The 25,307-nt window shown below is 52.7% G+C and carries 27 protein-coding genes and 1 riboswitch; of the genes, 15 read left to right on the plus strand and 12 right to left on the minus strand.

Going from position 1 to position 25,307, the window contains the following annotated elements; all coding sequences use genetic code 11:
- Window positions 1-18: 18 nt before the first annotated feature.
- Window positions 19-119, minus strand: a riboswitch (TPP riboswitch).
- 10 nt (window positions 120-129) lie between these two features.
- Window positions 130-279, plus strand: a complete 150-nt coding sequence (locus tag ACFQO0_RS06220) for a hypothetical protein (protein WP_382233147.1) — start codon at window positions 130-132, stop codon at window positions 277-279.
- A 95-nt stretch (window positions 280-374) separates the two neighbouring features.
- Here the strand turns inward: ACFQO0_RS06220 and ACFQO0_RS06225 are convergent, their stop codons facing one another.
- The 6 genes from ACFQO0_RS06225 to ACFQO0_RS06250 form a co-directional block, all read right to left on the minus strand.
- Window positions 375-752 carry a hypothetical protein gene (locus ACFQO0_RS06225; protein ID WP_382233148.1) on the minus strand — a complete coding sequence of 126 codons (378 nt, stop codon included), beginning with the start codon at window positions 750-752 and terminating at the stop codon, window positions 375-377.
- Between the two features lie 130 nt (window positions 753-882).
- The gene (locus ACFQO0_RS06230) at window positions 883-1,464 is read right to left on the minus strand and encodes a GreA/GreB family elongation factor (protein ID WP_382233149.1); all 582 of its coding nucleotides are present in this window, start codon (window positions 1,462-1,464) and stop codon (window positions 883-885) included.
- 119 nt (window positions 1,465-1,583) lie between these two features.
- Entirely contained in the window at window positions 1,584-1,994 is a 411-nt protein-coding gene (gene arfB / locus ACFQO0_RS06235) for an alternative ribosome rescue aminoacyl-tRNA hydrolase ArfB (RefSeq protein WP_382233150.1), read from the minus strand.
- 91 nt (window positions 1,995-2,085) lie between these two features.
- A complete protein-coding gene (locus tag ACFQO0_RS06240; protein WP_465261962.1) occupies window positions 2,086-2,292 on the minus strand; it encodes a 4-oxalocrotonate tautomerase in 207 nt (68 codons plus the stop codon).
- A 44-nt stretch (window positions 2,293-2,336) separates the two neighbouring features.
- Window positions 2,337-3,113 (minus strand): class II aldolase/adducin family protein, encoded by a 777-nt coding sequence (locus tag ACFQO0_RS06245; protein WP_382233151.1) that lies wholly within the window; start codon window positions 3,111-3,113, stop codon window positions 2,337-2,339.
- Between the two features lie 202 nt (window positions 3,114-3,315).
- Complete coding sequence (locus tag ACFQO0_RS06250) at window positions 3,316-4,182, minus strand: pirin family protein (RefSeq protein WP_382233152.1); 867 nt, start codon at window positions 4,180-4,182, stop codon at window positions 3,316-3,318.
- Between the two features lie 372 nt (window positions 4,183-4,554).
- Here ACFQO0_RS06250 and ahpC point away from each other — a divergent pair, with 372 nt between their 5' ends.
- Both ahpC and ahpF read left to right on the plus strand, forming a co-directional pair.
- Window positions 4,555-5,118: an alkyl hydroperoxide reductase subunit C gene (gene ahpC / locus ACFQO0_RS06255; protein WP_382233153.1), complete on the plus strand. Its 564-nt coding sequence runs from the start codon at window positions 4,555-4,557 to the stop codon at window positions 5,116-5,118.
- Window positions 5,119-5,243: 125 nt separating this feature from the next.
- Window positions 5,244-6,839 (plus strand): alkyl hydroperoxide reductase subunit F, encoded by a 1,596-nt coding sequence (ahpF, locus tag ACFQO0_RS06260; protein WP_382233154.1) that lies wholly within the window; start codon window positions 5,244-5,246, stop codon window positions 6,837-6,839.
- A gap of 422 nt (window positions 6,840-7,261) precedes the next feature.
- On the opposite strand, the gene ACFQO0_RS06265 is transcribed toward ahpF, so the two are convergent.
- Window positions 7,262-7,657 (minus strand): NirD/YgiW/YdeI family stress tolerance protein, encoded by a 396-nt coding sequence (locus ACFQO0_RS06265; RefSeq protein ID WP_382233155.1) that lies wholly within the window; start codon window positions 7,655-7,657, stop codon window positions 7,262-7,264.
- A 345-nt stretch (window positions 7,658-8,002) separates the two neighbouring features.
- Between ACFQO0_RS06265 and ACFQO0_RS06270 the strand changes: the two genes are divergently transcribed.
- The 7 genes from ACFQO0_RS06270 (at window position 8,003) to ACFQO0_RS06300 (ending at window position 14,418) form a co-directional block, all read left to right on the plus strand.
- On the plus strand, window positions 8,003-8,848 hold the full coding sequence (locus ACFQO0_RS06270) for a GntR family transcriptional regulator (RefSeq protein ID WP_382233156.1): 846 nt from the start codon (window positions 8,003-8,005) through the stop codon (window positions 8,846-8,848).
- Window positions 8,845-9,624, plus strand: coding sequence for a transporter substrate-binding domain-containing protein (locus ACFQO0_RS06275; protein ID WP_382233157.1), 780 nt, complete (start codon window positions 8,845-8,847; stop codon window positions 9,622-9,624). The genes ACFQO0_RS06270 and ACFQO0_RS06275 overlap by 4 nt, the downstream gene beginning before the upstream one ends.
- Before the next feature lie 76 nt (window positions 9,625-9,700).
- The gene (locus ACFQO0_RS06280; RefSeq protein ID WP_382233158.1) at window positions 9,701-10,372 is read left to right on the plus strand and encodes an amino acid ABC transporter permease; all 672 of its coding nucleotides are present in this window, start codon (window positions 9,701-9,703) and stop codon (window positions 10,370-10,372) included.
- On the plus strand, window positions 10,369-11,025 hold the full coding sequence (locus ACFQO0_RS06285) for an amino acid ABC transporter permease (RefSeq protein ID WP_382233159.1): 657 nt from the start codon (window positions 10,369-10,371) through the stop codon (window positions 11,023-11,025). The genes ACFQO0_RS06280 and ACFQO0_RS06285 overlap by 4 nt, the downstream gene beginning before the upstream one ends.
- Window positions 11,006-11,734: an amino acid ABC transporter ATP-binding protein gene (locus ACFQO0_RS06290; protein WP_382233161.1), complete on the plus strand. Its 729-nt coding sequence runs from the start codon at window positions 11,006-11,008 to the stop codon at window positions 11,732-11,734. Before ACFQO0_RS06285 ends, ACFQO0_RS06290 begins: the two co-directional genes overlap by 20 nt.
- Before the next feature lie 55 nt (window positions 11,735-11,789).
- Window positions 11,790-13,082 (plus strand): allantoate amidohydrolase, encoded by a 1,293-nt coding sequence (locus tag ACFQO0_RS06295; RefSeq protein WP_382233162.1) that lies wholly within the window; start codon window positions 11,790-11,792, stop codon window positions 13,080-13,082.
- A 103-nt stretch (window positions 13,083-13,185) separates the two neighbouring features.
- The gene (locus tag ACFQO0_RS06300; RefSeq protein ID WP_382233163.1) at window positions 13,186-14,418 is read left to right on the plus strand and encodes a M20/M25/M40 family metallo-hydrolase; all 1,233 of its coding nucleotides are present in this window, start codon (window positions 13,186-13,188) and stop codon (window positions 14,416-14,418) included.
- 62 nt (window positions 14,419-14,480) lie between these two features.
- Here the strand turns inward: ACFQO0_RS06300 and ACFQO0_RS06305 are convergent, their stop codons facing one another.
- Window positions 14,481-14,846 (minus strand): hypothetical protein, encoded by a 366-nt coding sequence (locus ACFQO0_RS06305; RefSeq protein ID WP_382233164.1) that lies wholly within the window; start codon window positions 14,844-14,846, stop codon window positions 14,481-14,483.
- 431 nt (window positions 14,847-15,277) lie between these two features.
- On the opposite strand from ACFQO0_RS06305, the gene ACFQO0_RS06310 reads away from it, so the two are divergent.
- Window positions 15,278-16,015, plus strand: a complete 738-nt coding sequence (locus ACFQO0_RS06310; protein WP_382234049.1) for an OmpW/AlkL family protein — start codon at window positions 15,278-15,280, stop codon at window positions 16,013-16,015.
- On the opposite strand, the gene ACFQO0_RS06315 is transcribed toward ACFQO0_RS06310, so the two are convergent.
- Window positions 16,012-16,335, minus strand: a complete 324-nt coding sequence (locus ACFQO0_RS06315; protein WP_382233165.1) for a hypothetical protein — start codon at window positions 16,333-16,335, stop codon at window positions 16,012-16,014. The two genes, ACFQO0_RS06310 and ACFQO0_RS06315, sit on opposite strands and share 4 nt — an antisense overlap.
- Window positions 16,336-16,425: 90 nt before the next feature.
- Between ACFQO0_RS06315 and ACFQO0_RS06320 the strand changes: the two genes are divergently transcribed.
- Both ACFQO0_RS06320 and ACFQO0_RS06325 read left to right on the plus strand, forming a co-directional pair.
- A complete protein-coding gene (locus ACFQO0_RS06320; protein WP_382233166.1) occupies window positions 16,426-18,327 on the plus strand; it encodes a methyl-accepting chemotaxis protein in 1,902 nt (633 codons plus the stop codon).
- Between the two features lie 87 nt (window positions 18,328-18,414).
- Window positions 18,415-18,636 carry a hypothetical protein gene (locus ACFQO0_RS06325; RefSeq protein ID WP_382233167.1) on the plus strand — a complete coding sequence of 74 codons (222 nt, stop codon included), beginning with the start codon at window positions 18,415-18,417 and terminating at the stop codon, window positions 18,634-18,636.
- Window positions 18,637-18,752: 116 nt separating this feature from the next.
- On the opposite strand, the gene ACFQO0_RS06330 is transcribed toward ACFQO0_RS06325, so the two are convergent.
- Window positions 18,753-18,971, minus strand: coding sequence for a hypothetical protein (locus ACFQO0_RS06330; RefSeq protein ID WP_382233168.1), 219 nt, complete (start codon window positions 18,969-18,971; stop codon window positions 18,753-18,755).
- A 535-nt stretch (window positions 18,972-19,506) separates the two neighbouring features.
- On the opposite strand from ACFQO0_RS06330, the gene ACFQO0_RS06335 reads away from it, so the two are divergent.
- Window positions 19,507-21,156, plus strand: coding sequence for a methyl-accepting chemotaxis protein (locus ACFQO0_RS06335; protein WP_382233169.1), 1,650 nt, complete (start codon window positions 19,507-19,509; stop codon window positions 21,154-21,156).
- Between the two features lie 298 nt (window positions 21,157-21,454).
- Window positions 21,455-22,027, plus strand: a complete 573-nt coding sequence (locus ACFQO0_RS06340) for a hypothetical protein (RefSeq protein ID WP_382233170.1) — start codon at window positions 21,455-21,457, stop codon at window positions 22,025-22,027.
- Between the two features lie 69 nt (window positions 22,028-22,096).
- Here the strand turns inward: ACFQO0_RS06340 and ACFQO0_RS06345 are convergent, their stop codons facing one another.
- Window positions 22,097-22,978, minus strand: coding sequence for a FecR family protein (locus tag ACFQO0_RS06345; RefSeq protein ID WP_382233171.1), 882 nt, complete (start codon window positions 22,976-22,978; stop codon window positions 22,097-22,099).
- Window positions 22,947-25,307 carry a two-partner secretion domain-containing protein gene (locus ACFQO0_RS06350; protein ID WP_382233172.1) on the minus strand — a complete coding sequence of 787 codons (2,361 nt, stop codon included), beginning with the start codon at window positions 25,305-25,307 and terminating at the stop codon, window positions 22,947-22,949. The genes ACFQO0_RS06345 and ACFQO0_RS06350 overlap by 32 nt, the downstream gene beginning before the upstream one ends.

Here is a 25,307-nt window from a genome sequence, read left to right on the forward strand (position 1 = left end):
AGTCTCTGGGGGAATACCTTGAGTGGCTTTGCGCTTCCCTACGCTGGCATTATCCAGGTCAGGTTCAAGGGTTTCATCTCACCCGAAGACGTTTGTCTTCAGGACCCCTAGCGTGGAGCGGATACTAACATGGAAAAAGTAGCGCCCGAAACAGCATTTTTACCGAAAGTTGCAGTAAATATCGCCGATCTTAACCAAGGTCAATTTAAGCATGGCAACCGCCCGCGCTGTGTTGGAATTATCCAACGCAGCGCGAGCGTACTATTCAACAGTAAATAGAAGGGCGCGCATGTGAGAAATTACTTTCATTCACAACATTAACGCGCAGGGAGAGCCCATGTTGCGCGTGTGCTTGTTAATGCTGCCGACCGAACTCATTTGCCGGATTTTTTCGCGGCTTTTTCATTTTCGCTGACTTCATTGCTGTTTTGATGATCGTCATGTGCATCAACTGAATCCGGCGAGCGCTCGATACGCGTAATGCCCGAGGACACCGAAACCGGATCACTGGCCGGAAAGGTCATCTCGATGCCGACGTCCAGCAGCTCTTCCTTGGCAATTTGTTGTACAGATTTGTGTCCCGATTTTTCAGTGGCCAAAGGGACTTCTGCTACCGGGTCGCTGGCCGGGAAGGTTTCATCCAGGGCTTCGTCCAACAACTTTTCTTCATGCCAGTCAGAGCCGCGCTTTTTTGTATTGTCGGATGCGTCGATAGGCTCTCTGGATTTATTACCGGATTTGTTATCTGCCATGTGGAACTCCTTGTTTGTATCGCTGCAATAGCTTGCGCGAAGTGCTTGCCTGCTTGAATATTTACAACGTGATGAATTACACGTGACGTTTCTCAACGCTGTCATATAAAGTCGCCTTATACAGCCGACTTTATTCAAGCCCGTTATTAGTAGGACCTGCGGCATCTGCATCCAGTTCAACCTGGGATGGATAAAGCACCGTCGATATGTGTAATTTTTCATCACCGGCTGGACTTTTCAAAACCACGCTATCACCCTCAAATGCATTCAGCAGCGCTTGCGCAACCGGGGATAACCAACTGATCTTGCCTTGATCAGGATCCAGCTCATCGAGACCGACAATTGTCACCGTCTGGGATTCCTTGCGTTCATTCTCATAGGTCACCCGTGCGCCGAAAAATATTTGCGTTTCACCGGCATGCACGGCGGGATTGACTATCTCTGCCGTGTCCAGCCGCGTTTGCAGGTAGTGAATACGTTGTTCGAGTTCACGGATATTTTGTTCGGCCGAACCTTCTATCAAATCGAGATCCGGGCTGCGCTCATCAGCCAATGCCAATGTCGCACTGTGCAGAGAGTCCAGCAAATGTCGCAACTCGGTTTGCATGTGCTGATATCCGGTGTGCGTAATGTAATTGCGTACGCCGGTCGGCATTTCCGGCAAAGGTGACAAGAGATCGTCGTCGCCTTCCTTCACAAAGGCTTTGTTCATGATGGCTCCCGTATTTGCAACGTTGATGGCATAGTTTTCATTTTGCCAGCATCGTCTAGACGTGGCAAAAGGTCAGTGCGCTATGTCACTTACAGGCTTGTTGCGAAGAAAGAATATGACTACAGAGAAACTTTGCCGCGCATGGCCTTGGTCTGACCGCGTGCATTTTTTCCATCCAGGCGTTTGCGTTGCGAACCGTAAGTAGGTTTGGTGGCGCGTCGCGCCTTGGGCAGAACGGTCACGCTGGCAATGATTTCCTGCAGCCGTCGTAATGCCTCTTCGCGGCTTTGTTCCTGGCTGCGGCCTTGCTGCGCCTTGATAACAATCACGCCTTCTTTGGTGATGCGCTGATCGTTGAGCAAGAGCAAGCGCTCTTTCAGATAATCGGGCAATGACGACGCACCTATATCAAAGCGCAAATGAATCGCCGTCGCAACCTTATTCACATTTTGCCCGCCCGGGCCTTGCGCGCGAATGGCGGTCAGATCGATGTCGCTATCGTCGATGACAATTGAGTCGGTGATCTGCATGCTTATTGATTACGTGGATGGCGCGCCGCTTGCGTCGGCGCACTCATCACGAGCTGCCGCTTACAGCGGCAGCTCGTCTTACCGATTTGAATCAGACGTCGGACCACAATTTGCCGCCGGTGGACCAGTTTTCGCGCTTCACATCTTCAATGATGATATCGACCGATTCCGCACTTGAACCGAGAGTGGCGACGGTAGCTTCCGTCACTGCTTTGACGAATGCGCGTTTTTGTTCGACTGTGCGGCCTTCGAATAATTGAACGTTGATAGTTGGCATGGGTTTTCCTTTTTGGTTAATCAATAAAATTCTGAACTGACGCGCATGTAGCGATGGCTACCCAATTAGTTGCGATATGACGGCGATACTGCATCCAGCTTGCGCAGCAACGCAGGCCATTCGAGTATGCCTTCGGGCGAACCATCGCCCAGCAATTCCTTGTAGGTTTTTGCACAGACTGCGGGCGATGGAATATTCAGCGGGCCGCCACCGGACTGCGCCTTCAACTGGAAGGCACACGCCTTGTCCAGCGTATCCATCAACACATACGCTTCAGCGATCGTGCGGCCGCTGATCAGCGTGCCGTGATTGCGCAATAGCATCGCAGGATAATCGCCGAGGCGCTCTATCAAGCGTGTCTGCTCAACTGCCGACAGCGCCAAACCTTCATAGTCGTGATAACCCATTTGCTGATAAAAACGCATCGCGTGTTGCGACAGCGGCAGCAAGCCGCCCTGCTGCATGCCGACCGCGACGCCATTTTCATTATGCAAATGCATGACGCACATTGCATCCTTGCGCGCACTATGTACCGCGCCATGAATGGCAAAACCGGTCACGTTCACACGCACGTTTTGATCGCCGATGATCTTGCCCTGCAAATCAATCTTGACCAGGTTCGACGCGGTGATTTCGTCGAAACGCAAACCGAATGGGTTGATCAAGAAATGATTATCTTCGCCGGGTACGGTCGCGGAAATATGCGTATAAATCAAATCGTCCCAGTTCTTCAGCGCGCACAAGTGATAGCAGGCCGCGAGATCGAGACGCACCTGCCATTCGGCGTCGCTGATCGGGCTACCAGGACCAGCTGGCGCAGATTTGATGGATAGAGTATTCATATTGCCTTGCATTGAAATTGGAATGCGCTTCGCACGTCGCTGTGCAAATGCAGACGCAAATTATAAAGTCATTAACTGTGCAATGCCCGGCTTAAGCGCCGGAGATGGCCGCAAGTATGTGCATGGATGTACACCAGAAGGCGCACGCAAAATAGAAAAGTCACCTCGGCAGAACGCCGACATGACTTTTCATTTGGGCAAATCAGGCAGGAATCTGTGCGAAGCGACCGCTATTGAAATCATCGATAGCCTGAATGATTTCAGCCTGGCTATTCATCACGAACGGTCCGTGTCCGACGATTTCTTCATTGATCGCCTCTCCGCTTAGCAGCAGCACAACGGCATCGCTGTTTGCCTCTATCGCGATCTTGCTGCCTGCGCAATCCAGCAACACCATTTGCGCTTCGCGCGCGACGCTTTCACCATTGACCAGGACTGTCCCGTGCAACACGATCAATGCCGAGTTCCAGCCATCGGGTAGCGTGAACTCGCTCGCGCCACCTTGCTTGAGATTCACGTCCCACACTTGCATAGGCGTGAACGTATGCGCCGGCCCAGCATGCCCATCGTATTCACCGGCGATGACGCGCAAGCTGCCCGCATCATTCGGCAAAGCCACGACAGGAATATCGCTGCTGACGATAGCCTGATAGCCGGGCGCGGCCATTTTGTCCTTGGCCGGCAAATTGACCCATAGCTGCACCATCTCCAGTTCGCCGCCCGAACGCGTGAATGCTTCGGAATGAAATTCCTGATGCAGGATGCCGGAACCAGCCGTCATCCATTGCACATCGCCGGGACCAATCACGCCCCCCTTGCCGGTGGAATCGCGATGTTCAACTTCGCCCTTGTAGACGATAGTGACCGTCTCAAAGCCGCGATGCGGATGCGAACCGACGCCGGGCGGATGATCTGCCGCCTCAAATTTCGCCGGCCCGGCATAGTCGAGCAGCAGGAAGGGGCTGAGTTGCTTGCCATGGCTGTGATACGAAAACATGGAACGCACCGGGAAGCCGTCACCGACCCAATGTGGGCGTGGCGCGTCGGATACATTGATGACTTTTTTCATGAAACTGTCCTTTCGATTATCTATGTATATGCGGTCCGATGCAGCTTAAGGCAAGGGCAGGGTGCTGCGTCTGCAGACAGGCCACGCAATGTCAATTTATGGAATATGCGCGTTTACAGGACCAATGCAACCAGGACACAACGAGGCGAAATGACCGTTGCACGGGCTCATCCGCATACTCTTGCTCGGCCGTACAACGCCGAAAGCCGTAAGGCTGCATAATAGTCAATTCGCTATCAAATAAGACTAGCTAGCTGCCACGTCGATAGCGAAAACAAATCGAAACACTAAAGTAAATCAATTATACAAATAATGGATGAGCCTCTATTATTCGTACTCACACCAATTTTTAACCCCTAAAGGAAACACGACATGTCCCTTATCAACACCCAAGTCCAACCCTTTAAAACCCAAGCTTTCCATAACGGCAAGTTCATTGAAGTCACCGAGCAATCGTTGAAGGGCAAATGGTCGGTATTGATTTTCATGCCAGCCGCTTTTACTTTTAACTGCCCAACCGAAGTTGAAGATGCAGCCGACAGCTATGCAGAATTCCAGAAACTGGGCGCAGAAGTCTACATCGTCACCACCGACACCCACTTCTCGCACAAAGTTTGGCACGAAACATCGCCAGCCGTTGGCAAAGCTAAATTCCCATTGGTTGGCGATCCAACTCATGCCCTGACCAACGCATTCGGCGTGCACATCCCTGAAGCTGGTTTGGCATTGCGTGGCACCTTCGTCATCAATCCAGAAGGCGTGATCAAAACCATGGAAGTTCACGACAATGCAATCGCTCGTGACGTGTCCGAAACACTGCGCAAGCTGAAGGCAGCGAAATATGTTGCTGAGCATCCAAACGAAGTCTGCCCAGCTAAATGGAAAGAAGGCGAAAAAACCATCGCTCCATCGCTGGATCTGGTCGGCAAGATCTAAGTTGTAGTCTAAGTTGCAGTAGCAAGCAGTCGTTCAGTAATCATTCTGTAACTGCAGTACCGTCCGGACCATGTGGTCCGGACGTGCAAGACCTCTATCAAACTGTAAAGAAAGCAGGGACCATCATGTTGGATGCCAATCTCAAAACCCAATTAACCGCTTATTTGGAAAAGATCGTGCAACCGATCGAGATCGTCGCGTCACTAGATGGCAGCGACAAATCTCGTGAGTTGCAGGAGTTGCTGCAAGAAATCGTTGTGTTGACCGACAAGATCACCTTGATCGAGCGCACCGACGACAACGAGCGCAAACCGTCTTTCCAAATCAAGCGCCCAGACGCACACGCAGGCATTCAGTTCGCCGCGATTCCTATGGGCCACGAATTCACTTCACTGGTGCTGGCGTTGCTGCAGACCGGCGGCCATCCATTGAAGCTCGAAGACTCGGTCATCGAACAGATCCGTAATCTGGACGGCGACTACACCTTCGAAACCTATATGTCTTTGTCGTGCCATAACTGCCCGGAAGTCGTGCAAGCGTTCAACGTCATGGCCTTGATCAACCCACGCATCCGTGCAATCACGATCGATGGTGGTTTGTTCCAGGACGAAGTGAAAGAACGCGAAATCATGGCCGTGCCAACAACGTTCATGAATGGACAACCGTTCGAGTCAGGTCGCGTCAGCATCGAACAGATTTTGGCGAAACTCGACACCGGCGGTAACAAGCGCAAGCAAGAAGAGCTCAGCGCAAAAGCGCCCTACGATGTGCTGATCGTGGGCGGTGGACCTGCGGGTGCAGCAGCTGCAATTTACGCAGCACGCAAAGGTATTCGTACTGGTGTAGTGGCTGAACGTTTTGGCGGTCAAGTGCTGGATACTTTGTCGATTGAAAACTTTGTATCGGTACAGGAAACCGACGGCCCAAAATTCGCCGTCGCTCTTGAGCAGCATGTGCGCAGCTATGACGTCGACATCATGAACGTGCAACTCGCTTCCGAGCTGGTGCCGGGCAAGTTGATTGAAATCAAACTGAAAGATGGCGGCTCGCTGAAAAGCAAAACCGTGATCCTCGCAACAGGTGCACGCTGGAAAAACATCAACGTACCAGGTGAAAACGAATACCGTAACAAAGGTGTTGCGTATTGCCCGCACTGTGACGGTCCGCTATTCAAAGGAAAACGTGTATCGGTCATCGGCGGCGGCAACTCCGGTGTCGAAGCTGCGATCGATTTGGCCGGCATCGTTGGTCATGTCACGCTGGTCGAATTCGGTGCAGAGTTGCGTGCCGACGCAGTATTGCAGCGCAAGTTGCACAGCCTCGCAAACGTTACCGTGATCACGTCGGCACAAACGACAGAAATCACTGGCGACGGCAAACGTGTCAATGGCTTGATCTACAAGGATCGCAAGACTGAAGAGATCAAAACCGTGGAACTGGAAGGCGTATTCATCCAAATCGGTCTCGTTCCAAACACCGAATGGTTGAAAGGAACCGTTGCCTTGTCGCGTCATGGCGAAATCGAAATTGATGCACGTGGCCAGACTTCAATACCAGGCGTATTTGCTGCAGGTGACGTTACGACCGTGCCATACAAGCAGATCGTGATTGCTGTAGGTGAAGGATCAAAAGCAGCGTTGAGCGCCTTCGATCATCTGATCCGCAGTTCGGATACGGAAGATGAAGTCGTTGTAGCAAAAGATGAAGCCGTTACTGCCTGAATGCTCAGTACCAAATAAAAAAGCCGCAGAAATGCGGCTTTTTTATTGCGCTTGATAAAACATCCCTACCATCTTCTTGCGCGGAGAATGCCTTACCAAGGGTCAACGCTCTAACAAATGGAAGAGCTGCAGTCCTTACGGATTTGCGTATAAAGTGATTGCCGATATAGCGATCACAGCTATCGACACGATGATTCTCCACTTTGTGTTCATAAATTCTCCTACAGGCATCGTAGCGTGCCTCATCGCCTTCAGTATTTGAATCGACAGTATACCCAAGCTTCAGGCGAAGGAACATCCTTGCGAGCGGTGACGGCCGATGCGGTAATGTTTTGCCAACGTTTAAACCCCATCTTTAAAACACGCCTCGCAAGTGCGGCTTCGGCCGCGCCTGCAGGCGCCTACTTCTTGCAACGACAGTACTACTTCACCAACGTCAGGACATCCACATCAATTTCTGGGGTTTCCAGGAAATCCTTTTCAACCTCGCCCCGTATTTCAACTTTAGTTTTTGCATCGACCTTGGTATTGACGAAAATCTTGTCATCGATATCCACCCTGATTTCTGATTTCCCGTCAGAGAACAGGTATTTTTCATTTCCTACTTTTTTGACGATAAAACCGCGCAACACCACCGGCTGATCGTCCAGCGGCTGTTTCAGAATCTCGGCGATGGAGGTCATCGTCACTTGTGTCGTAGGACCGACATACTGTGCCGATGCAATTGATGCATATCCGGCAGCAGCAAAAGCAATCACGCAGGCTGCGATAGTTGTTTGTTTCATTGGCATTCCCTCATGTAAGAAGTTTACTTGCATCAATTAGTCCGTTAAACCGCCCACAAGTTCTATTGAGGAAACTTAAGGCCATCTTTGAGCAAATCGCATGTTGAAACTCTTCGCGCAAACAACCAGATCAGACGGCAACCTCGTAGCACTTCTGCAATCAGGACGCGTGCACTAAAGAAGTCGGCAACAAATGAAGGCTGCACCAAAACCCGTCATTGCACCCGTATGGTGATCATGAATACTGAATACTCGACCCGCTGACCACGTCATTTTCGTCATGTTTTTTGCTGCGCCTTCATAGAGAAATGTCGTACTTTCAATCTTGTATACCAGACTTGTCCACAAGATTGGCATGCAATTTGCTGAAGCTTGCACATGACTTCAGAACAATCCCTCAAATCGTCGATCCAGATCGCGGCCCGCATTACGGAGGCGATTCTGGCCAAACAACTCGCGCCCGGCACTAGGCTCGGCGAGCAGCAGCTGGCTGATCTGTTTGGCGTGTCGCGCACACTCATCCGCGAAGCATTAATGCGGCTGGCTACGCGCGGCATCGTAATGGTCAGTGCGCGGCGTGGATGGTTCGTCATCGAGCCAACCGCCAGTGAAGCGCGCGAAGCATTTGAAGCGCGTCGCGTAATCGAACTCGGTCTGTTGCGCCATGCCAAGCCGTTAAGCAAAGATGCGATCGCGCAGTTGCGTGACCATATCTCGCGCGAGCAGGCGGCGATTGTCGGCGACGATGTAGGTGCGCGCAGCTATCTGCTGGGAGATTTTCATGTATGCCTGTGTGAATGCCTGGGCAATAACCTGTTATCCGAAACCCTGCGCGACCTCACCGCACGCACCACGTTGACCGCGATGTTGCGCCAATCATCGTCGCAAGCCGTGGATTCCTGCGAAGACCATGTACACATCGTCGCAGCGCTGGAAAGCGGCGATATCGACGAAGCTGAACGATTGATGCTGGACCATTTGCACATTGTCGAAAGCACCTTGTACGAGGTCGCACCAAGCGATCCTCTCAACGCATTGCGTACCGCATTGACGCCGGTTTCTGCTGCCAAGAAACCGAAGTCGGCATCCAGCACCACAAAAAAACCAGTAGCAGTTAAAACTACCGCGCGGGTAAAGACGAGCCGGGCGGCTACTGCAGCAAACATCTCGTCATCTCTGTCGCACATCTCTTCGTATTCACCTGGAAAGGAAATAAAAAAATGAAGCTCTCTAAAATCCTGATCGGCCTGATGGCCGGTGCTCTTTTATTCACCAGCTTTGCACGCGCCGATGCACTCGACGATATTCAGAAAAAAGGCGTGTTGCGCGTCGCCGTGCCACAAGATTTCCCACCATTCGGCTCTGTCACCACCGATATGAGACCGCAAGGCTTGGACATCGACGTGGCAACGATGATCGCGCAGAAACTCGGCGTCAAAGTTGAATTGATTCCGGTCACCAGCGCCAACCGTATTCCTTACCTGCAAACAAAAAAAGTCGATCTGGTGATTTCCAGCATGGGGAAAAATCCTGAGCGCGAAAAAGTCATCGACTTCAGCGCCGCCTACGCACCATTCTTCAACGGCGTCTTCGGTCCGGCTGATCAGAAAATTGCGGGGCCGGCTGATCTGGCAGGCAAAACGATTGGCGTAACACGCGGCTCAGTCGAAGATCTGGAATTGTCGAAGATCGCGCCAGCGACAGCCATCATCAAACGCTATGAAGACAACAACGGCACCATCAGCTCCTTCCTGTCAAACCAGGTGCAACTGGTCGCGACCGGCAACGTGATCGCGGCGTCCATCATTGCAAAAAATCCACCGAAGAAACCAGAAACGAAATTCCTGATCAAGGATTCGCCATGCTCGATCGGCATGAATAAAGGCGAAGAAAAATTGCAGGAAAAAGTGAACGCCATCATCGCGCAGGCGAAGAGGGATGGTTCCCTCAGCGCATTGACTGAAAAATGGTTGGGCTTGCCATTGCCGGCCAATCTGTAACGAAAGCGCATCCGCAGCCAAGGCTGCGGATGCATAGCTATTCCGAACTGCATACCTTGCGGGAAGCGATCCCATCATGGCTTACCAATTTGATTTTCTGTCGACCTTCGATTACACCGGCGTCCTCATCAAGGGAGTGATCACTACGGTGGAATTGATTGCAGTCGGCGGCGTGCTTGGTGTCGCAGTCGGCATCTTCGGCGCGTGGGCGCGCACCCAGGGGCCGCGCTGGTTGCGGCCCATCGTTAGCGCCTATGTTGAGTTGATACGCAACACACCATTTCTGATTCAGCTATTTTTTATTTTCTTTGGCCTGCCCAGCATCGGTGTCCAAATCACAGAAATGCAGGCGGCGCTGTTGACCATGATCATCAACCTCGGCGCTTACAGTACAGAGATCATTCGCGCCGGCGTGGTCGCCGTCGCACGCGGGCAAATTGAAGCCGCACTCAGTTTGTCGATGACACGCGTACAGATATTCCGCCACATAATTCTGCGGCCTGCGCTGCAAAAAATCTGGCCAGCTTTATCAAGTCAAATCGTGATCGTAATGTTGGGCTCTGCCGTGTGTTCGCAAATCGCCGTCGAAGAATTATCGTTCGCAGCAAACTTTATACAGGGCCGCAACTTCCGCGCGTTTGAAGCGTATTTGGTTGCGACCGCAATCTATCTAGTGCTGGCAATTATTTTGCGGCAGATACTGCGATTGATAGGCGCGCACTTCATCGCAGGGAGGAAGCCATCATGATTTCCTTTTCGCTATGGGACATCTTGCGCAACTTGCTACTCGCTGGTCGCTGGACAGTGCTGTTGTCGCTCGCAACCTTCGTCTTGGGCGGCATGCTGGGCTTGCTGATTTTATTCATACGCACATCGAAGCATCGCGCCCTACGTAATTTCGCTCGTGTTTATATCGAAGTGTTTCAAGGTACGCCGTTGCTGATGCAATTGTTTTTGGTGTTTTTCGGCGTCGCCTTGTTCGGCATTGAAGTGCCGGCGTGGCTGGCTGCGGGTTTGACACTAACGCTGTGGAGCGCATCCTTCCTTGCGGAAATCTGGCGCGGCTGCGTAGAAGCGATTCCAAAAGGGCAGTGGGAAGCGTCCTCGGTGTTAGCGATGAATTACGTGCAACAAATGCGTTACGTGATTCTGCCGCAGGCACTGCGTATTGCGATTCCACCGACTATCGGGTTCAGCGTGCAAATCATCAAGGGCACGGCGGTGACCTCGATCATCGGCTTCGTTGAACTGTCGAAAGCTGCCACCATTATTACCAACGCTACCTTCATGCCGTTCACCGTATATGCGGCAGCAGGTTTTTTCTACTTCATGCTCTGCTGGCCTTTGTCCAAGTACAGCCAATTCCTGGAAAGGAAATTCCATGCCGCTCATCGCCATTGATAACGTCAAGAAAAGCTACGGCAGCAATCAGGTACTCAAAGGTATCCGACTGGATATCGATCCAGGTGAAGTGATTGCCATAATAGGCAAAAGCGGCTCTGGCAAAAGTACCTTGCTGCGCTGCATTAACGGACTGGAAAGCATAGACGAAGGCGCCATCAGCGTTGCCGGTTCGCATCTGGGAAAAAGCGAGCTGGAGTTGCGTAATCTGCGGCTGAAAGTCGGCATGATCTTTCAGCAATTCAATCTGTTCCCGCATTTGACGGTAGGTCGCAATGTAATGATTTCTCCTATGATCGTCAAAGGTACATCGGAAAAAGATGCGCGCGCATTGGCGATCAAGAATCTGGAACGTGTAGGTCTGGGTGAAAAATTCGACAGTTTTCCAGACCAGCTTTCCGGCGGCCAGCAACAACGTGTTGCCATCGCACGCGCACTCAGCATGCAGCCCCAAGCCTTGTTGTGCGACGAGGTAACCTCGGCGCTCGATCCCGAATTGGTCAATGAAGTATTGAGCGTGGTGCGCAGCCTGGCAGATGAAGGCATGACGCTGATCATGGTCACGCACGAGATGCGCTTCGCGCGCGAAGTGTGCGATCGGGTTGTCTTCATGCATCAAGGCAAGGTGCATGAGATAGGCGCGCCGGAAGATATCTTCGCGCATCCGCAGACGCCGGAACTACAACAATTCCTGGGCATGGCTGCCTGAATAATCACTATCAAATTCAAATTTAACAAGCGACTTGAACTATGAGCCTTACTCAATGAACGCTACTTTCATGCATGGCAATTCAGCCATCGGTAATGAAATCATGGAACGCCTGCATTTGCTCGCGCAATATACAGAGCAGGACGGCATGATGACGCGCACCTATCTGACGCCCGCGCATCGCGGTGCCAGCGGGCAGATCGCTGCATGGATGCGCGATGCCGGCATGTCGGTGCGACGCGATGCTGTCGGCAATGTCATCGGGCGCTATGAAGGCAGCGATACACATGCAGCGTTGCTAATGACCGGTTCGCATTTCGACACTGTGCGCAATGGTGGCATTTACGATGGTCTACTCGGAATTTTATTGCCCATCAGTTGCATCGCAAGCTGGCATCAACAAGGCTTGCGATTCCCGTTTCCGATTGAAGTCGTCGCCTTCAGCGAGGAAGAAGGCGTGCGCTTCAAGGCACCAATGCTCGGCAGCCGTGCGATTGCCGGAACGTTCGAGCAACGCGTGCTGAAGCACATCGATGATCATGGTGTGACCATGCTTAATGCGATGAAGAATGCAGATCTCGATCCCACGCAAATTGCAGCAGCGGCGGCATTACCTGACAGCATCGCCGCGTTTGTGGAAGTTCATATCGAACAAGGACCGGTACTACTCAACGAAGACTTGGCGCTGGGCGTCGTCACCGCAATCGCCGGTGCCACGCGCTACATGCTGGAATTAACCGGCATCGCCGGGCATGCAGGCACAGTCCCGATGACGATGCGCCACGATGCAGCAATGGCCGCAGCAGAATTTGCCCTGTATGTAGAACAACGGTGCAGTCGCATCCCTGATCTGGTCGGTACGATCGGCCAATGGGAAATACCAAACGGCGCGACCAACGTCATCCCCGGGCGCGTCGTGTTGTCACTCGATGTTCGCGCTGGTGAGGATGCAGAACGCCTTGCTGCGATCGCCGACATCACCGCCGAACTAGACCGTATCTGCGTGCAACGCGACGTGCGCAGCTCGCTGAAAAAGACCTACGAAACCTCAAGTGCGGTGTGCGCCGACTGGTTGCAACAAGGCTGGTACGCCGCACTGGAACGCAAAGGCTGCAAGTCACGCAGTCTGCCTTCAGGCGCAGGTCATGATGCGATGGCAATCGCAGCAATTTCACCGATCGCCATGCTGTTCGTGCGCTGTGGCAATGGCGGCATCAGTCACAATCCACTGGAAACCATGGCGATGGAAGATGCTGCATTGGCGGCCGAGGTCTTCATGGATTTTGTCGAACATTTTGATGCCCTAGGGAGCGCCAAAAATTCAGCATTAAGTAGCCGCAATAAATAGCGTTCGCAATAAGTACCTGCCCTTGCGATGTACATATGCATAACTGCAAGCGTCATGACACGAAGATATTTGCATACCGATCACTACCAACCGAATCGACAAGATGGATAAAAATTTACTTAAACAACAGATTGCCGCATGGGTCGATCAGAACGCTGCCGAACAAATAGATTTCCTAGCAAAGGTCGTGCAATGTCCATCCGATAATCCGCCTGGCAATTGCGCACCGCATGCATTGATGACTGCGGCGTTATTGGAAGACATGCAGTTTGCGGTAGAGCAACATACTGTGCCGAATGAATTTGCACGTAGTACGGGTCTGGAAAGTGCAATCAATCTGATCGTGCGCGAACACTTTGCCGATGGTCCCACCGTCGCGCTGAACGCGCATGGTGATGTCGTACCGCCCGGCGCCGGCTGGAGCGTCGATCCATATTCGGCAACGGTACGCGATGGCTGGATGATAGGTCGCGGTGCCGCTGTATCCAAATCGGATTTCGCCACCTACGCATTCGCGTTGCGGGCATTGAAAGAATTGGCGGTGCCTTTACGTGGCAACGTCGAATTGCACTTTACCTACGATGAAGAAACCGGTGGCCTGGCAGGACCCGGCTGGCTGTTGCAGCAAGGATTGACCAAACCTGACTACGCAATCTGCGCCGGCTTTTCATACAACGTCACCACGGCGCACAACGGTTGCCTGCATCTGGAAATAAAAGTGCGTGGCACCTCGGCACACGCAGCCCGCCCCGATACCGGCCACGATGCACTGGAAGCGACTACGCGTTTGCTCAACGCGCTGTACAGCTATCGTGACACCTTGGACAGCCGCACTTCAGCGACTGCCGGCATTTCTTCCCCAACGCTGGTGGTCGGCACCATAACCGGGGGCATCAATACGAATGTGGTGCCGGATGAAGTCACCCTTCGACTCGACCGCCGCATCATTCCGGAAGAAATCCCGACTGAAGTCGAAGCAGAATTACGCGGCGTTATCGCCCAAGCTCTGCAAAACATGCCGGGTATCAGCTGCGATGTGGAACGGATTCTTTTAGCCAGCCCGTTCAAGCCGGTCGGCGATGCCATACGTTTGCGTGACATTATCTGTACGGAAGCGTCGATGGCTCTGGGCGAAGCAGTGACACCTATCGGTGTGCCGCTTTATTCCGATGCGCGTTTGTATGCAGAAGCCGGTGTCGCCACCGTGATGTATGGCGCCGGCCCGCGCACATTGCTGGAGGCGAACGGTCATCGCGCAGACGAAAAGGTCCCGCTGCTTACCTTGTCGGTTGCAACCAAGGCGATTGCATGGACTCTAGTCGAACTACTGGCGTAATTGGCACACGCGGACGCGAAGAAACCGGCATGAAATTACTGAGGACAAGCGTAAGCAGTTGTTTAGAAGCTGTATTCGCCGAATACATATTTGTCGAAACTGAACTTGCTACCGCCCGGCAAGCTATCGACCAGTCGCTTTGCATTCTTCGCCGAGATGAAAACATCCGCGGTCTGATCCTTGCTGCGGAACCTGGTCGCAGGACTCAGAATCGTGTTGGCCTTGATCCTGATGTGACGGATGACCTTGGCTCTTTCACTGCAAAGCAAAAAATGCTGCTCTTGGCGAAAGCCGGACAGCGGAATATTCAACCACCAGCCTTCATCGCCGGCATAAGGTACAACCGTGGAAAAAATCGTGTTGCGCTCGTTAAGCAGGGTGGCGTGTAGATCTTGATTGACCAGCTTGATTGCTTCTATCTTGTTCATGAGGGCTTTATCAAATGCGTTGATGCGCAAGGCATCTATAGGCGAGAGGATAAAGCAAATCCTCGTACGCCATAAAAAATACCGTCGATAGACGGCATTTTTATATTCGCGCGGCTCTTTAGCGCAGTAACAAAACCAGCACGATGATGACGAGTAGGGTTCCTATGCCAATATACATTTGATTCTCCTTTTGTAAGTACGCAATATCAAAACATGTTGCGCGCTTACCAATCCGTGCGATACACCACTTTCAAGTTCAAAAAATAGGACTATTATTTCCCACACACGCTGCAATGCGAGCGTGAGAAGGGCCTGCATCAGGAATAAGATTTAACCGCGATAAGCTTTTAACAAGACTGTTAAATACGAGACTGCATCGTTCGAAGAAGCGATGTATCAGGTTGATCAAAAAAGGAGACTAGTAAATGAATATGCCTTTGCCCTTACGTGTATGGTCAAAAGTAGCCGCCCTATCCGTAGTCGCGGCTTTTTCTTTGCCCGCTGCAGCCCAAAGCGCTGGCGATAATATCGTCAACGTAGGCTGGTTCCATTTGTATACGGATGATTCGAGCCAGACGCTCATGCGCACGTCGCCTTCGCCGGGACCGGTCGCCGGTAGTAGTGCCAGCGTAGGAGATGCAGACACGCTAGGCATTGCGTTTACCCACTTCTTCACGGATAACTTCGCACTCACTGCTGATCTAGGTGTACCGCCAAAATTTCATCTTGATGGCGGTGGCACACTTGCAGGCTTGGGAGAAATCGGCACTGCCAAGCAATGGAGTCCGGCGCTGATCGCGAAATGGTACTTCGGCGACAAGACCTCGAAGTTACGGCCTTTCGTGGGTCTGGGCGCAACACGCGTCTGGTATAGCGACGTTCAATTGTCTTCGTCGCTGCAAAGAGCAGTTACTGCACCATACAATGGCGGCGTAAGCGGAACCGCAACCGCCGACCTGAGTTCATCCTGGGCACCTGTCTACAATGTAGGTCTGACCTACAACATTGATGAGAGATGGTCGCTGGGTTTCTCCGTGGCTTATATCCCGCTTGATACCGATGCCGACATCACCGGTAGGAATGCAGCAGGTACTGTGATTTCCAGACATAAAACCAACCTCACACTTGATCCTTATGTAACCTTCCTGTCGCTGGGATACAAGTTCTAAAAAGAATGTTTTAGCGAACAAAAAAGCGGCTGGCCTGATATCAGGTCAGCCGCTTTTTTATTTATTTCAGGCTCGCGCAGCGCCGATGTTGCACCGCCGCACGTCCGGTCTATTATCAGCAGGCAATAGCTCACACTATTGTTTTCCGGAATCCGGTCGATACAAAAGTTAGAGACGCAAATTGTTAAACGATTATAAAAAATTAATTTAAATGGGCCCCATGGTTTTGCCCGCAGCGAAGCCATGTTGTCGTAGTGAAATCGCGCCACCTTGGTGCGAGGACACAACAGTTCACTTTCTGCAGGGGCTGGTTCCAGCAAAAATCACTCGTATACAGTTATGATGTTTCCACAAGGAATGATCGCCGATGGCAATCTTTCGATCACCACATTCAAGAATGGAAGCACGCGATGAACAGCATTAAACGTTACTTGGCAAGGCTTGGGGTCGGAATCAAATTGGCCGCCATCTCCTTCATATTGATTGCCCTCGTCTTTGGGATTTTTGTATGGGCAACCGGTCAGGCAACCTCCAACATGCTGGAACAGCGTGCGGCAGAAGAAGTCAACGTCAAGAGCAAGCTGGTGGTCAGCATGAGCAACGATGTCGAGGCAATCAAAAGCAAATTGCTCTCTCTCAAGGTAGGCAGTAGCGGTGGCTATTACGTACTCGATGCGAACGCAGGCACCAACTATGGCAAACTCATCATTGCGGCGAAGAGAGAAGGTCAAAATATCCTGACCGATAAAGCCACAGACGGCCGCGAATATATCAAGGAAATCCTCAACAAGAAAGAAGGCGTGATTCACTATCGCTCGGCGGCCGATACTGGCACACCGGATCGCGTGGCCGCATTCACTTACATACAAGACAAGAACTGGGTCATCGTCGGTGACACTGACGCCAGCGAATTCACGCGCGAAGCCACTGCCTTGCGCAATATGTCAGGTGCGGCGGCGCTTGTCGCCCTGCTGATACTGTCAGCATTGTTGTATGTCGCGATACGCAAAACCGTCACCGGACCGCTGGATCAGGCAACAAAAGTTGCACGACAACTTGCCAGCGGCGACCTGACCACGCGCCTCGAAACAAAACGCGTAGATGAAATCGGCCACTTGCTGTCGGCCATCAATGGCATCGGCCAGGGTCTTGCCAATGTCGTATGGACCATACGCCGCGGCACCGAAACCTTGTCCACTGCCACACGTGAAATCGCCGCCGGCAATCTGGATCTGTCTTCGCGCACTGAACAGCAAGCGAGCTCACTGGAAGAAACCGCCTCGGCGATGGAAGAAATGACCTCGACCGTCAAGGAAAATGCCGGCAATGCGGTCCAGGCAAACGAGTTGGCAAGAACCGCCTCGCAAGTCGCCATCAAGGGTGGCGGCGTCGTGGCAGAAGTCGTCCACACGATGGATTCCATCAATCAATCGTCCAAAAAAATTGTCGACATCATCAGTGTCATCGACAGCATCGCTTTTCAGACCAACATCCTTGCGCTGAATGCAGCAGTCGAAGCTGCCCGCGCAGGCGAACAGGGCCGCGGTTTTGCAGTCGTCGCCAGTGAAGTTCGCAACCTCGCCCAGCGCAGTTCGGCTGCCGCGCGCGAAATCAAATTGCTGATCGAAGATTCCGTCAACAAGGTTCAAAGCGGCAGCAAACTGGTGGCACACGCTGGCACCACGATGGAAGAAGTCGTCAGCAGCATCAAGCGCGTCGACGACATCATGACCGAGATCAGCACGGCCAGCCGCGAACAAAGCATAGGCATCGAGCAAGTCAACAAAGCCATAGCCCAGATGGATCAGGTCACGCAGCAAAATGCCGCATTGGTGGAACAGGCTGCAGCCTCTGCCGAATCACTGCAAGGCCAAACGACTGAGTTGATCAACGTCGTCAGCATCTTCACGATCAAGAGTGGTAGTCACGGCTCGACGGCCGAAGCAAAAGAGATGGTCAGTCAAGCCATCGAATCCATGTATGACATTGGCCCGGAAAAAACATTTGCAGAAATCAGCAACAAGCTCGGCAGATTCTGCGACCGCGACTTGTATGTGGTCGTATATGACATGAGCGGTCGCAATCTGGCGCATGGTGCCAATCCGGCTTTGATAGGCAAGGACCTGATTGATGCCAAGGACGGTGCCGGCAATCCATTCGTCAGGGAGCGTATCGCGATCATCCAGAACACTGGCAAAGGCTGGCAGGACTATATGTTCCTGAACCCGATTTCCAAACAGATAGAAGCCAAATCCATGTACCTGGATCGCTATGAAAATCTGATTATCGGTTGCGGCGTCTACAAGGAATAGCACGATCAGAATGAACTCCGGCACGCCTCTGCGCTCGAATAGAATACGCCAGCGTGCTAAGATAAATTATTCTTTGAGGAGGTCATCATGGCTGGAAAATTAACACCGCAAGAATTTCTGGATGAACTCAATCGCAACCTGAAAGATCATCCGGGCTACGAAGAGTGGATGCAGTTTGTGCCACCGCCTGAAGGCATAGAGCCGGATACGGTAGAAGGATTTGAACGTGCCGGCCCACAACCTCGTCATTCACTGTATGACCTGGTCGCATTAAAAGTCGGCGAAGCATTCGACATGTTTCCGAAGTAAAACGAAGTGACGGGGATTTCCACTATCCCGTCAACACCAAGTCCTTCGTCATTCCATCCTTGTTTATTGAGCGCGCCCGAAAATCGGCGCGCTTACTTCATCAGCTACGCCATCACTTAACGCAACATGCCGCGCGCATACGACCAGCCATCTTTGGGGTGCGGTCGTGGCTCACCGTCATCCATCAGGTAGGCCTCCGTCACTTCCCGCGGGAAGAATTCCATATGTATCCAGAAGTTAACCGTCTTGCCGCCCATGCCGGATGACATCGTTTCGCCTGAAATGGAATCCTGGTACCAAACAATCTGTATTTGATCTACCGGAATCGGCTTCATGTTGATTCCTTACGCAAAATGAAAGTAATAATTTTACGTGGATTTGCAGACAGGTATTCCAACATATTCATCATGCATAACTTCACTTCTTCAGATTACTGACAAGCGTGGCAAACCGATTTCTCAAATTCGCAAAATTGCCCGCGATCGAGGGCTTATACATGTGCGTTCAAAGAGTAACCATCGTGCGTGTGGGTTGATACGTCTACAACTTTTTCAGCCTTTCGTTCATCCATTTTGATATGAGCAAGCGTGATGATCGACACGGCTTTTACAAATGAAAATCATTCCATACATCAACGCCTTAACAATCGTTGTCTTGCGGAATAAATTCCCGGTTTTTTTGATTTCCATCAAAAAATTAATATCTTTCACTGCGATAACAAACTAAATTATGAATATAAAAAAAGCAGTCGCATTCTAAAAAAATCTTGCCTGATACAAGCCTTACGCGCATCACTTCGAACTACCCATCCGTTCAGATTTAACAGCAAGCATGCAATGAAAACTATAACTATTTCAAGAGGAGTCCGCTATGCGCAAAAACCTACCGGTTACCAATGTGGAGTACCACATGGACGAGGGACGTCCTATCGTTTCCAAGACTGACCTGAAGGGCAAGATCACTTACATCAATCCGTATTTCATCGAAGTCAGCGGCTTTACAGAACAAGAATTAATCGGCGCGCCGCACAATCTGGTGCGCCATCCCGATATGCCACCCGAAGCGTTTGATGATCTCTGGGGCACCTTGAAGGCCGGCATGTCGTGGACCGGCATGGTCAAGAACCGGCGCAAAAATGGTGATTACTACTGGGTGGTTGCCAACGTGACTCCCGTCATGGAAGGCGGCCAGGCCAACGGCTATATGTCCATCCGCACTAAACCGACACGCGCACAAATCGAGGCAGCCGATGGTCTCTACCGCAAGATAATGGCTGGTCAGGCGCGGGGTATCGCCATCAAGCAGGGACAGGCAGTGCGCACCGGACTTGCCGGTATTTTTGCGGCGCGCAAAAACCTGTCAACCAGCAGCCGTCTCAGCATCGGGCTGACCGTCATGATCGGGTTGTTTATCGCGATGGCTGTCGCCGGATTTACCCAGCTAAGCGGCAATACGGCAACCTTGTTTGCCACCGCTGGCGCAGTCGGTGTTCTCAGCGCCTTGATGTTGGGATTTTCACTGCACTCATCGATCGTCGTCCCGCTGCGCGTCGCAACCAAGGCGGCACGCGCACTCTCGGGGGGCGATCTGACCGGCACGATAGAAACCTCGCGCGGCGATGACATGGGGCAGTTGCTGCGCGCGTTGCAGCAGATGAATGTGAATCTGGTTGCCGTGATCGGCGACGTGCGCTCGAATGTCGATTCAATGACGGCCGCCACCAGAGACATTGCTGCCGGCAACCTGAATCTGTCGTCACGTACCGAATCGCAGGCGTCCAGTCTGGAGCAAACCGCTTCCAGCATGGAAGAGTTCGCCTCGACCGTGAAACAGAATGCTGAAAATGCACAGCAGGCCAGCAAACTCGTCGTGTCAACCACAGAGATCGCAAGCCGCGGCAGCGATTCGGTCACCCGTGTGGGCGCGACAATGACCGAAATCAGCGATTCCGCCAACAAGATTGTGGACATCATCAGCTTGATCGATGGCATCGCTTTCCAAACCAATATCCTTGCCCTCAACGCCGCAGTCGAAGCGGCGCGTGCCGGCGAACAAGGCCGGGGCTTTGCGGTCGTCGCCGCCGAAGTGCGCAACCTCGCGCAACGTTCTGCGGGTGCCGCCAAAGAAATCAAGGTCTTGATTGATGACTCAGTCAGCAAAGTCGCACACGGCAATCGCATCGTCGATGAGGCCGGGCAGAACATGACTGAGGTACTGGAATCGGTCCAGCGCGTCGCCACCATCATGAGTGAAATTGCCGGTGCCAGCCGCGAACAAAGTATAGGTATCGATCAAGTCAATCAGGCTGTCACCGACATGGATGACGTCACGCAACAGAATGCCGCCCTGGTCGAGCAGGCAGCTGCAGCCGCAGCAAGCCTGGATGAACAGGCCGGACAATTATCGCAAGCTGTATCCGTGTTCAAGGTCGGCCGGGATGTCGCGGTAAATAGTCACGCATATGCCGCGAATGCCAAGTCGGTCGCGCGCGGTACGCAAGCTCTGGCTGCACCGCGCTAGTTAGCACTGCGCAAGATAAACGGCCATGCCTGCAAGCATGGCCGTTTTATTTTGTCAGGCGCAGATCTCTGCACACGCATTCCCATGCCATCGGTAAATCATGATCTGCGACTATGCGGCTTCAGACATGTCCGTCGATCCTGCCACTCGCAGGTGGCCGGCAGATGCATTTTCAGGTATTGGTCACAACAAGTGCGCAGGTCTGGTGTAATCTTTCAAAAAACGGATCGGACGAATCCGTTTGCACAATAGAAACTAGCGTCGCTCCGCAATACAGCGAACAGTTTATGGAGGAGACATGAAGAAGTTGGCGTACGCCTTGTTGGCGCTCTGTTTGGTCGCATGCAGCAAAAGTGGTGACGTACGGACTTCGTCGTCTGATGAGTTAGCCGTGCCGGTTCAGGCAGTCAGCATCACCCGGGAAGCTGAGTTCAGATTCGATGCGGAACAATTCGTTAATGCATTTAATGCGGCGGCCAAATCATCCGGACAGTCATTTCGCATGGGCGCATTCGAAGTCAAACACGGTGCGGTGCATGATTATTTCAAGCAGAATTTCGCGGATAAAACTTCACTCACGGTAAGCGTTTCGAAAGAGACCGGACACATTATTAGCGTCACAGCCGTCGTCGCCGGCAATCCGGATGCAATCGATCGCTCGGCCGTACTGGCGATATCGGAAGTCATTGCTGAAGCGACGAATCCCGATTTGAGTCGCGCCAAGGCGTCAGCACTAGCCAGTGACATGATGGAGGAATCCGACAGCAATCACGACGCAGGGAAGTTCCCGCAGCGCTTCATCAACAATGTGCGCTACGTGTTGCGCAGCGATAGCGGCATAGGTTATTGGTGGATGGCAAATCCAGCTTGATGTAAAGCACAATGCCGTTTTACCGCAAGCCGTCTCTCTATATTGAAGGACTGGCTTGCGCTACCAGACTTATCGCACTTCGCAATCAACCGCATTCGATTTAGGCGCCGTGCTGCCTCCCGAAACAGGAGACGGCGCCATAAATGCCGCTGGTAGCGTGAATTGCAGGCCCGGATTTTTCGGCAAGAGGGCAGGCGGTTGCGAGAAGTTTGGCGTAAAACCGAACTGACCCGCGACAAAACTCTGTGTTCCACCCTTGTTAGTCAAATTAATTGCACCATCGAGGACCGACACATACAGGCCCGGCGGCAATCCCGACACGGGCTTGACCGCCGACGGCCCTCCCTTATTAATTTGCGCCAGCATCAAGGGCTGGATCGCTGCAGGCACAGGCATATCGCTGCGCGTAACTTGCATGGCAACATCCAGCGCCGCAGTACTGGCCAGCAAATAAGCTTCTCGCGCAGTCGCGATCTCTTCGGCACTGGGCTTGATGTATGTAACAACGACATTCGCTGCCTGCATGCTGATGTTTGCAGACGGCGTCGCCATTTGCACACTATCTTTGCTGCGCTTGCCGATCAAACCCGCATTTGAACGCACACCACCTTGCACCAGCGTGAACGCAATACTGTCGGCAGCCGGCTTGCCGGCTTCATACGAAAATTTATCGATCGTCAGTATCGTGTCCGGTTGCAAGATGAGTACGCTGTCATCGCCGAACTTGATTTGCGCATAACCCCTGTTTTGCGTAGACAAGGTATCGCCACTCTCGACCGCAGACTTGGCGCCCAGCACGCGCATCTTGCCATCGGCTTTCGTTGCCAGCAATGGTCCGCTCAACTGCATCACGGTTCCGACTACTGGCGCAGCAAGTACTAGCGTGCTGGCGCACAGCGCAGCCAATACCATCAGCGATTTAATTACAGTACATTTTTTTAACTGGTTCATTTTTCGTTCCGGTTTTTTCGTTGGATGCGACTTCTTTGGTGTCGGTTTTATCGGCTGCTTTTTTCTCATCCGCTTGTTTGACGTTTTCCTCTGCAATCTTGGCTTCGGCTGCCGACTTGTCTGCTGCGTCTGCTGCTGCATCTGCCGCTGCCTTGGCTGCCGCCTCGGTCGCTGCCATAAACGCTGCATCCGAAGCTGCTTTCGCTGCCGCATCTGCCGCAGCTTGGGCGGCGGCATCTGCTGCTGCCTTTGCCGCTGCGTCTGTCGCTGCCTGGTTTGCTGCAGCCTGCATTGCCTTGGCTACCGCTTCTGCGGCCGCAGATTCTGCCACGGCTCTGGCGGCTGCATCGGCGGCAACCTTGGCCGCAGCATCCGCGGCGGACCTGGCTGCTGCATCAGACGCCGCCTTTGCTGCGGCTTCTGCACTTGCTTTAACGGCTGCATCAGCGGGGGTTGGAACAGTGCTGGTGGTTGGATTTCCTGTTTTAGGAATCGCGTTTAGCTGGGCCGCAGCAGGATTCACATTCGTCGTCACTGTATTGATGATATTGACGGTTGAATTAAGCGCTTGCTGCACTGGATTGGGCGGGAAACTCTGGGTTGGCGGCAAGATGACCGAGCATCCACGCAAAGTTGGATTTGCGACGCATTGATTGATAGTGGTGGCTGTTGGCGGCGTCACTGGAGGTTCTACTGGAGGATTCAAGTAGTCAGTAATAGTCCGTATTCCACCAGCATTGACAATACCATCACTCAAATTGACGATCCCTGTACCACTGGCAGTACCAGCGCCATTATGATTCGCTGCCAGTGTAATGTCGCCAGTGAAACTCACAATGGATTGCACAATGATGTTATTGCCGGCCTGCGCAGTAAGGTTCACCCCATTTGTATTGTTAACACCCGCATAAAAAGTAATATTGTGGGTCGCTTGCAAAATTACATCTGCGTTTGCAATAGAAAGCAGTGCTGCGTCTATTTCAGTGTCTTCTCCAGGAAGGCTGGCGAATGCCGAAACTTGATTCAGAGTCTGCGCGCCATCACCCGCCACCAATATATTTTCTGGATCAAGCAGCCACTGCCCCTTTTTTCCGTTTGCCGCACCCGCATTCACGCGTATGCCTGCCACATCCAAATAGTGGCTTGAGGTTTCGATGAAACCGCCGTTACCCGACTGAGCTCCACCGCGCGCAAATATGGAACCATATACCTGCGCAGTCTGGTTACCCCAGACGATGACCTTGCCGCCATCGCCGCTGGCAATCGCATCGGCCTTGATAACGGCATCCTTGCCGACAAACACTTGTTCCGCATTCATCACTGCAGCGTTCTTGCCTTGATAATCGCCACCGATCAGAGCCGTGCCGCCGCCATTCTGGCCGCTGACATCAAGCAGCGCATCGCCCATCAGGCCGACTTTTTCACCCAGCACCTGAACTTCGCCGCCGTTGCCGGCACCGGTCGCTGTTGTCAAACTGCCGGCTTCCAGCAAGGTCGTACGTGTAGCTTTCAGGATGATCTTGCCGTTCTCGCCGACCACTGCGCTGTTCGCATTCAGCGTCCCGCGCTGATTGACCAGTGCGCCGTAGATGCCGATCTTGCCGCCTTGTGCGATCACCTCGCCGATATTGATCGCCTGATCTTCGGGGGCAGAAACGACCACGTGCATGCCGGGATTGGATGAGTCGGCCAGTTGCACGCTATGTCCTGCCGCCAGCACAACTTCACCCTGCGGTGAAGTGATGAGGCCGCTGTTGGTGACGTCAGGCGCAATCAGAAAAACCTTGCCGCCGGATGGCGTCGTGATCGCGCCTTCGTTGACCACGCTGCCCGCAGTCGCGCCGGAAAAGAATTTGTTTTTACCAGCGATAAAATCCGCGTTGCCGATATCCAGCGTCGATGCGACCAGGCCATTTACATTGATTTGCGCGCCGCCGCCGAACAGGATGCCGTTCGGATTGATCAGGTACACGCGACCATTCGATTGCAAGGCACCCATGATGCGGCTGGGATCTTGTCCTGTGATGCGATTGAGCACCGCGCTATTACCGCTCTGCTGCAGGAAGCGCACGATCTCGCCTTGTGCGATCGAGAAGCTGCCCCAATTGATGATCGCATTCGGGCTATTCGTGATCGAGAACACATTGCCCTGCTGCGAAAACGTCACCTGCCCATTCACCACCGTCGGGTCGCTCGGTGCCGCTTGCGCAACGCCACTGATCCCCATGCAGGCAGCCAGCAACAGCAGCAACAGTTTGGGCCGCATAGACAGCGGTAAGGAATAAGGCGTCATCAATGTGCGCGTCATAGTCATAGGAGTGATTTTCAT

This window comes from Herminiimonas aquatilis (assembly GCF_042665175.1).
GTDB lineage: Bacteria > Pseudomonadota > Gammaproteobacteria > Burkholderiales > Burkholderiaceae_D > Oxalicibacterium > Oxalicibacterium aquatilis.

Excerpts from the sequence above, each read along its gene's own strand:
- ACFQO0_RS06285 (WP_382233159.1), top strand. The coding sequence starts at position 10,369 with ATGATTTCCTTTTCGCTATGGGACATCTTGCGCAACTTGCTACTCGCT.
- ACFQO0_RS06220 (WP_382233147.1), top strand. The coding sequence starts at position 130 with ATGGAAAAAGTAGCGCCCGAAACAGCATTTTTACCGAAAGTTGCAGTA.
- ACFQO0_RS06295 (WP_382233162.1), top strand. The coding sequence starts at position 11,790 with ATGAACGCTACTTTCATGCATGGCAATTCAGCCATCGGTAATGAAATC.
- ACFQO0_RS06280 (WP_382233158.1), top strand. The coding sequence starts at position 9,701 with ATGGCTTACCAATTTGATTTTCTGTCGACCTTCGATTACACCGGCGTC.
- ACFQO0_RS06275 (WP_382233157.1), top strand. The coding sequence starts at position 8,845 with ATGAAGCTCTCTAAAATCCTGATCGGCCTGATGGCCGGTGCTCTTTTA.
- ACFQO0_RS06230 (WP_382233149.1), bottom strand. The coding sequence starts at position 1,464 with ATGAACAAAGCCTTTGTGAAGGAAGGCGACGACGATCTCTTGTCACCT.
- ACFQO0_RS06245 (WP_382233151.1), bottom strand. The coding sequence starts at position 3,113 with ATGAATACTCTATCCATCAAATCTGCGCCAGCTGGTCCTGGTAGCCCG.
- arfB (WP_382233150.1), bottom strand. The coding sequence starts at position 1,994 with ATGCAGATCACCGACTCAATTGTCATCGACGATAGCGACATCGATCTG.
- ACFQO0_RS06300 (WP_382233163.1), top strand. The coding sequence starts at position 13,186 with ATGGATAAAAATTTACTTAAACAACAGATTGCCGCATGGGTCGATCAG.
- ACFQO0_RS06345 (WP_382233171.1), bottom strand. The coding sequence starts at position 22,978 with ATGAACCAGTTAAAAAAATGTACTGTAATTAAATCGCTGATGGTATTG.
- ACFQO0_RS06340 (WP_382233170.1), top strand. The coding sequence starts at position 21,455 with ATGAAGAAGTTGGCGTACGCCTTGTTGGCGCTCTGTTTGGTCGCATGC.
- ACFQO0_RS06265 (WP_382233155.1), bottom strand. The coding sequence starts at position 7,657 with ATGCAAGTAAACTTCTTACATGAGGGAATGCCAATGAAACAAACAACT.
- ahpC (WP_382233153.1), top strand. The coding sequence starts at position 4,555 with ATGTCCCTTATCAACACCCAAGTCCAACCCTTTAAAACCCAAGCTTTC.
- ahpF (WP_382233154.1), top strand. The coding sequence starts at position 5,244 with ATGTTGGATGCCAATCTCAAAACCCAATTAACCGCTTATTTGGAAAAG.
- ACFQO0_RS06335 (WP_382233169.1), top strand. The coding sequence starts at position 19,507 with ATGCGCAAAAACCTACCGGTTACCAATGTGGAGTACCACATGGACGAG.
- ACFQO0_RS06330 (WP_382233168.1), bottom strand. The coding sequence starts at position 18,971 with ATGAAGCCGATTCCGGTAGATCAAATACAGATTGTTTGGTACCAGGAT.
- ACFQO0_RS06310 (WP_382234049.1), top strand. The coding sequence starts at position 15,278 with ATGCCTTTGCCCTTACGTGTATGGTCAAAAGTAGCCGCCCTATCCGTA.
- ACFQO0_RS06320 (WP_382233166.1), top strand. The coding sequence starts at position 16,426 with ATGAACAGCATTAAACGTTACTTGGCAAGGCTTGGGGTCGGAATCAAA.
- ACFQO0_RS06290 (WP_382233161.1), top strand. The coding sequence starts at position 11,006 with ATGCCGCTCATCGCCATTGATAACGTCAAGAAAAGCTACGGCAGCAAT.
- ACFQO0_RS06350 (WP_382233172.1), bottom strand. The coding sequence starts at position 25,307 with ATGAAAATCACTCCTATGACTATGACGCGCACATTGATGACGCCTTAT.
- ACFQO0_RS06270 (WP_382233156.1), top strand. The coding sequence starts at position 8,003 with ATGACTTCAGAACAATCCCTCAAATCGTCGATCCAGATCGCGGCCCGC.
- ACFQO0_RS06305 (WP_382233164.1), bottom strand. The coding sequence starts at position 14,846 with ATGAACAAGATAGAAGCAATCAAGCTGGTCAATCAAGATCTACACGCC.
- ACFQO0_RS06225 (WP_382233148.1), bottom strand. The coding sequence starts at position 752 with ATGGCAGATAACAAATCCGGTAATAAATCCAGAGAGCCTATCGACGCA.
- ACFQO0_RS06250 (WP_382233152.1), bottom strand. The coding sequence starts at position 4,182 with ATGAAAAAAGTCATCAATGTATCCGACGCGCCACGCCCACATTGGGTC.
- ACFQO0_RS06325 (WP_382233167.1), top strand. The coding sequence starts at position 18,415 with ATGGCTGGAAAATTAACACCGCAAGAATTTCTGGATGAACTCAATCGC.